The organism is Jidongwangia harbinensis, from assembly GCF_020216025.1.
GTDB classification, from domain to species: Bacteria; Actinomycetota; Actinomycetes; order Mycobacteriales; family Micromonosporaceae; genus Actinoplanes; species Actinoplanes harbinensis.
The window spans coordinates 20,156-30,675 of the sequence record NZ_JAIWNC010000064.1; the positions used below are offsets into that span (position 1 = coordinate 20,156).

Genomic DNA, 10,520 nt, shown 5'->3' on the forward strand with positions numbered 1-10,520 from the left:
GTTGCGTTCCTTCTAGTACGCGAAGGCCAGCGGCCGGTCGGGGTCGTCGGAGGGTGTCTCGATCTCGGGTGCACCGGCCCGGGCGTAGCGCAGGAACAGGCCGATCTCGATGACCGCGAGGACGCCGTACAGCAGGGTGAGGACGATCAGGGACGTGGCGACCTCGCCGGCGCTGACCGTCGGCGACACGCTCTCGGCGGTTTTGAACACACCGAACACCGTCCACGGCTGGCGGCCCATCTCGGTGAAGATCCAGCCGAAGGAGTTCGCCAGCAGCGGCATGCCCACGGTCGCGATCGCCGCGATCCACAGCCACCGGTTGGCCGGCCGGCGACCCTTGCGGCTGCTCCACAGCGCCAGGGCGGCGATCGCCATGGCCAGCGCACCGAAGCCGATCATGAGCCGGAAGGACCAGTAGGTGACCGGGACGTACGGCACGTAGTCGCCCTCGCCGTAGCGCTGGGCGTACTCGGCCTGCAGATTGTCGATGCCCTCCACCTCGCCGCCGGGGCTGCCGGTGGCCATGAACGACAGCAGCGACGGAATCCGGACGCTGGCCACCTCCTCGCGGCCGTCCAGCGAGCCGATGGTGAACAGCGAGAAGCTCGCCGGTTCCGACGTCTGGTAGAGCGCCTCGGCCGCGGCCATCTTCATCGGCTGCTGCTCGGTCATGATCCGGGCCTGCAGGTCGCCGGTGATCAGCACGCCGACGCCCGCGATCAGCACCACCCACGCACCGAGCCGCAGACCCGGCCGGAACACCTCCTCCTGGTTGCCCTTGCGCAGGTGCCAGGCGCTCACCGCGAGCAGCAGCGCCCCGGCGGTCAGGAAGCACGCGGTGATGGTGTGCGGGAAGGTGACCAGCGTGGTGGAGTTGGTGAGCACCGCCCAGATGCTGGTCAGCTCGGCGCGCCCGGAGTCGGGGTTGACGGTGTAGCCGACCGGGTGCTGCATCCACGAGTTGGCCGCGAGAATGAAGTACGCCGACAGCAACGTGCCGATCGACGCGAGCCAGATGGTGGCCAGGTGCAGCTTCTTCGGCAGCCGGTCCCAGCCGAAGATCCACAAGCCGAGGAACGTCGACTCCAGGAAGAACGCGAGCAGGCCCTCGATGGCCAGCGGGGCACCGAACACGTCACCGACGAAGCGCGAGTAGTCGCTCCAGTTCATCCCGAACTGGAACTCCTGCACGATGCCGGTGACCACGCCCATCGCGAAATTGATCAGAAACAGCTTGCCCCAGAACCTGGTGGCCCGCAGATAGTGCTCCTTGCCGGTGCGCACCCACGCGGTCTGCAGGCCGGCGACGAGCGCGGACAGGCCGATGGTGATCGGCACGAAGATGAAGTGGTACACGGTGGTGATGCCGAACTGCCATCGGGCCAGGTCGAGCGCGTCCACGGGCGTTCCTTTCCACGGCTGCCACCAGGCTCACCGATCTTCAGGTCCCGGCTTCAGGGCCAAAGGTCCCGTCCGGCCCGGCGAGGGTCCCGCTCCTCCGCTGCGACCAGCGGCACAGCTCGTCGACGCCCCAGACGACAAGCGGGAACGGCGCCGGTCAGCGCGTCGACCGCGCGTTCGGCCCGCATCTCCTGGGCGAACGCGAACGCCGCGTTGAGCAGGACCACGGCGAGCACGGCGACGGCCAGCGCCGGCGCGCGGCGCGACTGCGGTCATGCCTTCAGCCTCCGGCGTCGCCCACCTACCGGTCAGAGCCGTCGGGCCTGGCGGTGCGGTCCATCGGTCCCGCCGCTCAGTCCCGGGTGGACGTGAGTCCGCCGGGGACGGGCCGCCCGGCCCTGTTTGTGACCGCCGGAGCCGAGAACGGTGGAGGGAGAAGGCGGCGGAGTCCATGGCGGCCGGTGCGACCGGCCTCATCTTCGGCCGCAACGTCTGGCAGCGCGACCACGAGGAGTCCCTGCGGGTGGTGGAACGGCTGCGCGACATTCTCACCAAGTACCCGACGCAGTGACCGCCGGGTCGAGGAGGCAATCATGAAGGCACTCGTGGTGTACGAGTCCATGTTCGGCAACACCGCCGCCATCGCCCGCGCGGTCGCCGACGCGCTGGGCAGTCACTTCGAGGTGACGCTGGCCGAGACCCGCGCCGTGCCCCGGGCGATCGGTATGGATCTGGTCGTGGTGGGCGGACCCACCCACGCGTTCGGCATGACCCGGCCGGGGACCCGGGCCGATGCCGTCCGCCAGGGTTCCGCCGCCTCGGCGGACTTCGGGCTGCGGGAATGGCTGGACGGCTGCCCGACGCTCACCGGAACGCCGGCGGCCGCGTTCGACACGCGGATGTCCAGCCCGCTGTTCGGCTCGGCCGCCCACAAGGCGCACCGCCGGCTGCGGCGGCTCGGTTGCGTGACGGTGGCGCCGCCGCAGAGTTTCCGGGTCGCCGGTACCTCGGGGCCGCTGCTCGACGGGGAGCGGGAGCGGGCCGGGAAATGGGCGGAGTCCGTGGCACAGGCCGCACTCGCCGCCACCCACAACGCCTGAACCGCATACACCGGCGGCGCCGGCAGCATGCCGGCGCCGCCGTTCGGGCGTCGCGCTCCACCGCTCTACCACGGACGAACGGGCCGGTAGATGGCCGCCCCCGTGACGTGCCGAACTCCGGGCGGTACGAGGTCAGGACCACCGTCAACGCCGCGATTGCCGTTGTCGCGAAAATTCTGATCCATGATGGTCGCATGTGGTACCTCCACTCGTTTCCTTCGGCTCTCGCCGTGCGGCCGTCGGCGCCAGAGGCGGAAGCCATGACGGTGGCAGGTTTCAGGCGCGGTGGTAACGCGAGAGCGTGCGCAGGTGGTGCACCGTCAGCGGCCGCGCCTGCTCCAGCCGGGTGGCGAGCACCAGGAACACCTCCGCCGTGGTGATGGCGTCCCCGAGCGCGTGGTGCGGGGTGTGCACCGGCAACCCGAGGCGGCCTGCGATCGCCTCGAGGTCGGGGGCGTACCGCCCGTCGCCGCCGGTCAGCCCGCAGGCGCGCAGCAGGGCGGCGGTGTCCAGGACGCCCGGCCCGAGTCTCCGGCCGCGGGAGCGCAGCGCCCGGTCGAGGAAGGCGCGTTCGATCCAGGCCGAGTGCGCCACCAGCACCCGGTTCGACAGCAGGTCGATCAGGTGGTCCAGGGCCTCGTCCAGTGGGGGCGCGCCGGCCAGGTCGGCGGAGTGCAGCCCGTGCACCTTCAGCGCGCCGACGGAGCTGGCGCGCCCCGGGCGTACCTCGCCGTACGCCGAAAGCCGGCAATGAATCCGCGCCTGCGCGATGATCGCGGCGCCGTACGACACGATCTGGTCGCGGCGCAGGTCCAGGCCGGTGGTCTCCAGGTCGAGCACACAGAACTCGGCCTCCCGCCACGGCACGTGAAGATCCGCGGCGAGCACCGGTGCCAGGCGACGGAGCCTCATGGGCCGGGTGTCATCTCGTTCAGCCTGATCAGCCAGCCCTGGTCGAGCCGGTTCTGGATCGCGGCGACCGCCCGGAAGGATTCCCGCAGGTGCCGGCGGGTCAGGGTGTCGAGGGTCTTCGGGACGATGAACGTCGTCGGGGTCTCGCCGGACCGGAGGGCTCGCACTTCGTGGTCCAGCAGCAGGGAATACACGTCCTCGAACGCGCCGACAAGTGTGCGGGCCTCGTCGGCGCCGAGCAGCCCGCGCTCGGCGCCCCGGTTCAGCCGCTCCGGGGTGGTGCCGTGGGCGTCTCCGGTGGCGATCGCGACCCACCGCGCCAGCGAGACGACCGGGGCCAGTCCGCCGCTCTTGAGGTCGAGCTGTCCCCGGTGTTCCCCGCTGTGCTGGACCACGAAGTCCCGGACGAACCCGGTGGGTGGCCGCCACCCCAGCGCCTCGCTCAGCATCGCCCGCAGGAACTGGGTGGTCCGGGTGTGCGATCGGATCATCTCGGTCATGGCGCGGCCGAGCGGAACTTCGGTGATCGGACGGCTGTCGGCGACCATCGCGGACAGCAGCAGGGCCCCGTGCATGGTGGGATCGTCCTGCCAGGCGCGGGCGGCGGCGGCCCAGCCGGAGCGGGCGCGGCTGAACAAGGGGTTGTCGGCGTTCGCACCGTTCGGGCACGGCTCCAGTCCGCAGCGGCGCAGGTCGGCCAGGACTGCCCCGGCGGCCGCCCGGATCGCCTCGGCCTTGTCCAGCGTGGCCTCCGGGCCCGGCGGGTCGGCCCAGACCAGCGCGGTGTCGAGGTCCGACCGTGGCAGCGGCTCACGCCGCGCCTGGGAGCCGAGCAGCACCCAGGAATGCGGCACTTCGGAGAGCACGTCGTCGGGACGAAGGCCGATGGCGCGCCGGACGATGGCGTCGACCACGGTCGCGTGCACCGCGCCGATGTGCGGTCCGGCGACCCCGTTGTCGCGCAGTTCGACGATCGTGGCGGGCAGCAGGCGCGACGCCTCGGCCAGCTCGTCGATCGTCGCGGCGTTCTCGATGGCCGCCCGGATCAGCAGCGGGTCGCGCACCTCGGCCTGGGCCAGGTCCACCACCCGGACCACGCCGACCGGCCGGTCCGACTGATTGACCACGACCAGGTGGTGCACGCCGTGCTCGACCATCTGCAGCAGCCCGGCCGCCTGTGTGGCGTCCTCGTCGACGGTCAGCGCCGGGACGGTCGCCAGCTCGGCGACGGGCGCGTCGACGGAGACGTCGCCGGTGGCGACCCGGCGCCGGAAGTCGTTGTCGGTGACGATGCCCAACCCCGCTCCGGTACGCAGCAGAGCGCACGAGTGCGCCGCCTCGCCGATCCGGGCGGCGACGTCGCGTACCCGGTCGGTGGGCCGGCACCAGACGATCGGCCGCATCAGCTGCGCCAGCCGCCGGTCCGGGCCGCCGCCGGCACGGATGAGCCGGTCTCGCCTCGACACGGTCTCGACGGCGGTGAACCGCAGCCGCTCCGGATGGACCAGGAAGCCGCGCGGGTCGGGGATGCGCAGACAGAGGCTGTCCTCGTGGGCCCGCAGGCCGAGTCGCGGCGGAAGCTCGGACAGCAGCGGTACGTGGCCGAACATGTCCCCGGGCCCGAGCAGATCGACGATCTGGCCGTGGTCCAGCACCTCCAGGGCTCCGGTTCGGACGACCCACAGGTGGTCCAGCCGCGGCACGTCCTCGTCGACGACCATCGATCGGGCGGCGAAGTACTCCACCTCCACCCGGGCGGCCAGCCGGACCAGGTCGTCCGCGTCCAGCCCGTCGAACGGCGGCTGGCTCCCCAGAAAGTCGGCAAACTGCTGCACGATGACACCCGCCCTCACGATCGGGATGACCGGGACGATCCTGCCGGGTTGCACATGGAAAGTCACCCAGCACGAATCTGTATCCGGGGTGCCGATGCGGTTGTCATGACCACTCCTCTCCACGGCGCCGCATCGTGCCGTATCCACCGTGGACGCCCTCGTCCGCAACCTCGAATGGTCGCGGCGCTACTCGGTACCGGGTCGAACCAGCTGCACGGAGTCCCCGAACGCGTACCCACTCGCGCGCACCAGTCTGGAGTCGTCGTAGTCCCACGCCAGCCGGTCGGTCACGGCCACCACACCGGGTACTTCCGCGGTGAGCCGCACGGCCAGACCCGCCGTGCTCCTGCGCTCCAACCTTCCAGCGAGCATTACCCGCCCGTCGACGACGTCGACCTCGACGCAGACGGGATCGATCCACAGGGCCCGCCGGAGCACATACTCCACGATGTCCTCGCGGATCGCCGGGTCCGGCCGCATGTGCATGCGCAGCAGGTCACGCCGCGAGACGATGCCGACGAGGAGCCCGTCTCCGTCGACCACCGGCAACCGCTTCACACGGTCGCCCTCCATACGCCGGGCGGCGGCCACCACCGACGTCTCCGGGAGGGCCGTGATCGCCGGCGTGGTCATCAGATCGGCCGCCACGGCCGCGTGTGCCTTGGCGCGCGCCGAACGCCGCGATGACCGTTCGAACGTGCGACGCTCGTGCTCCTCGCCGATGAACTCCACCTTGTGCAGCAGATCCGCCTCGGACACGACACCGATCACCCGTCGATCTCCGTCCACCACGGGCGCTGCGGTCACCTGCCGACGCACCAGGGAATCAACGATCTCCCGGTACGGCGTGTCCGGAGCCACCGTGAGCACGTCGCGGGTCATGACGTCCTGAACCAGCCATTGGCGCATTGTTGCCTCCTTGACTCCTCCACGCTAAAGGCTGGGCCCGGCCCTGATCGGGGCATTCCCGCCCCTTGACCTCATCCTGCTTGGGCCCGCACGCCTGCGGAAGGGTCGGGTGACCACGGAGAGCAAGTCGAAAGACCCACAGGAACAGGAGCAGCGCTGTCGACGGCGGCTGGTTCCGCCATCTGAAACGGCGGTGACGCCGGCCGGGACCTTCGGCTCCTGTCGGCACGACCGCCATCGGGTTGTCTGAAGGAGATGGAAGGAGACCACTATGTTCCGACAACGTCGTGGAGCCGCAATCCGTCACTCCGGAGTGGCGGCCGGCCTGCTGGCCGGATGGGCGCTCGCCGTGTCTCCTCCGGCATCAGCGGTGGCGCCGGAGCCGGAGCCGACCTGGCAGGACCTCGGCACTCTCGGCGGCCCGCAGACGCCCCCGAAGGGCCTGAACAACCATGGCGTGATCGTCGGCATCAGCCAGAGCGCCGACGGGTCCCCCCACGGGTTCCGGTGGCGCGACGGAGTCATGAACGACATCGCTCCCTTCACCGGGACCGGCAGCGCCGCCACCGCGATCAACGACCGCGGCGACATCGTCGGCTCGGTCGACATCGACGGTCTCCACACCCACGCAGCTTTGTGGCGCCGTGGCAAACTGATCGACCTCGGTACGCTGGGCGGAAGCTCCGCGAGGGCAACCACCATCAACGCCCGGGGCGACGTCGTGGGACAAAGCTCCCTCGCGGGTCACGACGACGACGGTCAGCACGTCTTCTGGTGGCATGACGGCAAGCTCACCGCTCTGCCCGCAGGCGGCTACCGCGCGTACGCCAACGACATCAACGACAACGAGGACGTTGTCGGCGGCTTGGTGAAGGCGAACGGAGAGGACCACGGTGTGGCGCCGGGGGCGCCTGGTCAGGCTCGCGCCGGGGCGGCACAGTTCGTCAATGACCAAGGCCGGGTTGTCGGCTACGTCTCCACCGGCTCGGCCTAGGTTCATGCAGGTCGTCACCGACCTGCCCCGGCACCCCGACCTCCCGGACCAGGAAGCCAGGGGCTGACCGAGGACCTTGCGAAATCTCAACATGTACGCCCGACTCCGGTGTTCTGGCCGGCGGGACCGGGCGGCGAAGGAGGAGTGATGAGATCGTTGCAGGTGCTTCTGCCAATTCTTGCCGGTGCTGCAGCTCTGACGTTGTTGCCGGCGCCCGCCGTGACGCGGTCGTCCGATGCCGACGGCGGGCAGACCGAGCGGGTCAGCTTGTCCACCGACGGCGGGCAGGTGAACATGTCGAGCGAGGGGGTGGCGATCAACCACAACGGGAGGTACGTGGCCTTCGTGTCCGAAGCCGACAACGTCGTGCCCGGCGACACGAACCTCACGTTCGACGTCTTCGTCCGGGATCGGTGGCGCCACGTCACGGAGCGGGTCAGCATGTCCAGCGCGGGCGCCGAGGCGAACGGGGCATACTTCGGAATGGAGCATCCCGGGCTCAGCCAGGACGGCAGGTTCGTAACTTTCGCATCGTACGCCTCGAACCTGGTGCCCGGTGACACCAACGACACCGGCGACATCTTCGTCCGCGATCGCCTGCTCGGCCTCACCACCCGGGTGAGCGTGTCCTCCAGCGGTGAGCAGGGGAACAGCGTCAGCGATGAACCCGTGATTAGTGCCGACGGTCGCTACATCGCCTTCGTCACGCGCGCCTCCAATCTCGTGCCCCCCGCCACGTTCTTCAACACCGCCCCCGACGTGCTGGTCCACGATCGCCGGCTCGGCACGACCGTACTGGTCAACACATCTCCCGCCGGAACGGAGGAGAACCCGGGCGCTGGAAGCCCGTCCATCAGTGCGGACGGCCGGTACGTCGCGTTCGAATCCTCCGACCCCGCCGTCGTGAACGACGGCTCGGACGCACCCGGCGTCTTCGTGCGCGACCTCAAGACCGGCACCACCAGCCGAGCCACCGTGACCAGCACCGGCGCGGCGGCCATCGGCTCTTCATCGGGGACGATCAGCAGCAACGGACGGTACGTCGCCTTCGATTCCTCCAATCCGAGTATGGTGGCCGACGACACTAACGACGCCGCCGACGTCTTCGTCCGCGACCTGCGGGCGGGAACCACCAGACGGATCAGCCGGTCGAGCAGCGGAACCCAGGGCGACGCCGACAGCTACCTCCCGATGCTCAGTCACAGCGGACGGTACGTAGTGTTCGCCTCATACGCGCAGACCTTGACCTCGAGCGACAACAACGACTCCGCGGACGTCTTCGTTCACGACCTCCGGACTGGCTCGACCCACCGGATCAGCGTCTCCCGTTCCGGCGGCGACGCGAACGGCGTCAGCGAGTGGGCGGCGATCAGCGGCAACGGCCGACAGGTGGCATTTCTCTCCACCGCCACCAACCTGGTACCCGGCGACACAAACCACTACGCCGACGCATTCGTCCGCAGCTCCCCCGGTTTCCCCCACCACGGCTCCTGAACAACGCCTGCAAACCCCGAGCCGCGGACGGGGCGCCCCACCCCGGCACAGTGACGCATGGCTGAAAGCCCTCCCCCGGCGCTGCGCCACGAGCGCCGCTGATTGTAACGAACAAGCAGGGCCTCCGGCCCTGACCAACTACTGGCGCGGCGACGACTGTTGGCGGTGAAAGCGAGCAGGAGGTTCCGTGAAGGGTGCCAGCTCAAGGATTCCCGCGGTTTCAGGCGTGGAAGAGATCAACCGCTGTGGGATCGGCGGCTGGTCTACGCCGGCCATGGTGGCGGAGGGCCGCAGAGCCTTGATACGGGAGCAGTAACATTCCTTCGGTGGACTCAAGCGGCGCGGTGGTACTCGTGGATCAACCCGCCCAACACATCGACTCGCTGCACCGACGACTCGCCGATACCCGATTCGACCAGCGTCAGCCGGGCAGCCGGACGCGGTGGCCGCAGATCCAGGCTACGGTGTGGCCGAACTGTGTTGTAGTGGCGTAGGTATTCGGTCAGTACCCGATGCAACTGGTGTGGACTCCAGACCAGCGTCCAATCCAGACACTCGGATCGGACCGTGCGCACCCACCGTTCTGCGTAGGCGTTCGCGCGAGGAGCCCGCGGCGGGATCTTCACCACGTCGATACCCGCCGCGGTGAATACCGCGTCGAACGCGGCGCTGAACTTGGTGTCCCGGTCCCGGATCAGGTAGCGGAACCGGTGGGACTGCTCGTCCAGGTCCATCAGCAGGTTGCGGGCTTGTTGCGCCACCCACGCTCCGGTCGGGTGCGCGGTGATCCCCACCAGATGCACCGTCCGCGACTGCACCTCGACCATGAACAACACGTACAGCCGGGTCAGGCTAACGGTTTCCACGGTGAAGAAGTCCGTCGCCAGCAGACCGCCGGCCTGGGCGCTCAGGAACCGACTCCAGGTCGGCCCGCCACGCCGCGGCGCTGGACCGAGACCATGGCGGCGCAGGATCCGCCGCACTGAGGTCGCCGAAACCCGCACGCCGAGAGTGCGGCACTCCCCGACGATCCGTACGTACCCCCAGCGGGGATTCTCCCGCGCCAGCCGCACCACCAGCGCCACGACCGCCTCGTCCAGACCGCGCTGCTCACGCCCGGTGCGCGGATAAGTCCACCGCCGGGCGACCAACTCCCGATGCCAGCGCAGCAACGTCGCCGGCGTGACAAGGAAGACCGCCCACCGCTCCCGCGGCAGCAGCTTCGCCAGCGCGGATAACAACGTCCGATCGGCCGGGGTGTACCGCGGACGCACCACCTGGCGATGCAGCACCGCCACCTGGTGCCGAAGCACCGCGATCTCCACCGCGTCCGCGTCCGGTGTCGGACCGCAGCCCAACATCCCCAAAACCCGCCGAACGATCAGCAACCCGATCGTCTGAACCACCACACCACCGAGCCTGCCGCACCGGCATTTGCCCAGGCCACAGCAATCACCCTGAAGTGGCACCCTTCACGAGATTCCGCACGAGCCGGTCATCCACCGTGGACTGCGCCCGCGACGCGTAGGCGACGAAGGTGCGAACTGAAAACAGTGGGTTTACGGTGGGTGATCTTGATCCGACAAAAACGGTGACCTGCGTTTCCGCAGGTCACCGGCTACTTTTTGTCGGGCTGACAGGATTTGAACCTGCGACCCCTTGACCCCCAGGCCGTTGGGGTGCGCCCTTTCCCACGTCAGGCGCGGTCTGAAGCGTGCGCCACGTTGCCGCCCGTGTAGGTCCGCGTACTAGGCCGTGTTTCGTAGAGCGTGGAGCCATTGGTTGATGGCGGCGATGGTGAGGGTGGCTTCGTAGCGCACGGCGAGCTTGTCGTATCTGGTGGCCATGGCGCGGTGTTGCTTGAGCTGGTTGATG

9 protein-coding genes and 1 pseudogene are annotated in these 10,520 nt (G+C 69.3%); 3 read left to right on the top strand and 7 right to left on the bottom strand.

Annotated elements, in window-relative coordinates:
- Positions 1-12: 12 nt before the first annotated feature.
- Positions 13-1,401, bottom strand: coding sequence for a cytochrome ubiquinol oxidase subunit I (locus LDL48_RS41640; protein ID WP_225260715.1), 1,389 nt, complete (start codon positions 1,399-1,401; stop codon positions 13-15).
- Between the two features lie 53 nt (positions 1,402-1,454).
- Positions 1,455-1,637, bottom strand: a complete 183-nt coding sequence (locus LDL48_RS41645; protein ID WP_225260716.1) for a hypothetical protein — start codon at positions 1,635-1,637, stop codon at positions 1,455-1,457.
- Between the two features lie 357 nt (positions 1,638-1,994).
- Between LDL48_RS41645 and LDL48_RS41650 the strand changes: the two genes are divergently transcribed.
- A complete protein-coding gene (locus LDL48_RS41650; RefSeq protein ID WP_225260717.1) occupies positions 1,995-2,501 on the top strand; it encodes a flavodoxin family protein in 507 nt (168 codons plus the stop codon).
- A gap of 276 nt (positions 2,502-2,777) precedes the next feature.
- Here the strand turns inward: LDL48_RS41650 and LDL48_RS41655 are convergent, their stop codons facing one another.
- From LDL48_RS41655 to LDL48_RS41665, 3 genes are all read right to left on the bottom strand, one after another.
- On the bottom strand, positions 2,778-3,413 hold the full coding sequence (locus LDL48_RS41655; RefSeq protein ID WP_225260719.1) for a 3'-5' exonuclease: 636 nt from the start codon (positions 3,411-3,413) through the stop codon (positions 2,778-2,780).
- Positions 3,410-5,248 carry a putative nucleotidyltransferase substrate binding domain-containing protein gene (locus LDL48_RS41660; RefSeq protein WP_225260720.1) on the bottom strand — a complete coding sequence of 613 codons (1,839 nt, stop codon included), beginning with the start codon at positions 5,246-5,248 and terminating at the stop codon, positions 3,410-3,412. The genes LDL48_RS41655 and LDL48_RS41660 overlap by 4 nt, the downstream gene beginning before the upstream one ends.
- Before the next feature lie 186 nt (positions 5,249-5,434).
- The gene (locus LDL48_RS41665; RefSeq protein WP_225260721.1) at positions 5,435-6,157 is read right to left on the bottom strand and encodes a CBS domain-containing protein; all 723 of its coding nucleotides are present in this window, start codon (positions 6,155-6,157) and stop codon (positions 5,435-5,437) included.
- A gap of 271 nt (positions 6,158-6,428) precedes the next feature.
- On the opposite strand from LDL48_RS41665, the gene LDL48_RS41670 reads away from it, so the two are divergent.
- Entirely contained in the window at positions 6,429-7,151 is a 723-nt protein-coding gene (locus LDL48_RS41670; RefSeq protein WP_225260722.1) for a hypothetical protein, read from the top strand.
- A gap of 147 nt (positions 7,152-7,298) precedes the next feature.
- Positions 7,299-8,645, top strand: coding sequence for a TolB family protein (locus tag LDL48_RS41675; protein WP_225260723.1), 1,347 nt, complete (start codon positions 7,299-7,301; stop codon positions 8,643-8,645).
- A gap of 332 nt (positions 8,646-8,977) precedes the next feature.
- Here LDL48_RS41675 and LDL48_RS41680 read toward each other — a convergent pair whose 3' ends face one another.
- Positions 8,978-10,006, bottom strand: coding sequence for an integrase core domain-containing protein (locus LDL48_RS41680; RefSeq protein WP_225260724.1), 1,029 nt, complete (start codon positions 10,004-10,006; stop codon positions 8,978-8,980).
- A 387-nt stretch (positions 10,007-10,393) separates the two neighbouring features.
- Positions 10,394-10,520 (bottom strand): annotated as a pseudogene (locus tag LDL48_RS41685) (IS5 family transposase); the annotation flags it as partial.

Coding starts and splice junctions, on each gene's coding strand:
- LDL48_RS41650 (WP_225260717.1), top strand. CDS start 1,995: ATGAAGGCACTCGTGGTGTACGAGTCCATGTTCGGCAACACCGCCGCC.
- LDL48_RS41655 (WP_225260719.1), bottom strand. CDS start 3,413: ATGAGGCTCCGTCGCCTGGCACCGGTGCTCGCCGCGGATCTTCACGTG.
- LDL48_RS41665 (WP_225260721.1), bottom strand. CDS start 6,157: ATGCGCCAATGGCTGGTTCAGGACGTCATGACCCGCGACGTGCTCACG.
- LDL48_RS41670 (WP_225260722.1), top strand. CDS start 6,429: ATGTTCCGACAACGTCGTGGAGCCGCAATCCGTCACTCCGGAGTGGCG.
- LDL48_RS41675 (WP_225260723.1), top strand. CDS start 7,299: ATGAGATCGTTGCAGGTGCTTCTGCCAATTCTTGCCGGTGCTGCAGCT.
- LDL48_RS41680 (WP_225260724.1), bottom strand. CDS start 10,006: ATGTTGGGCTGCGGTCCGACACCGGACGCGGACGCGGTGGAGATCGCG.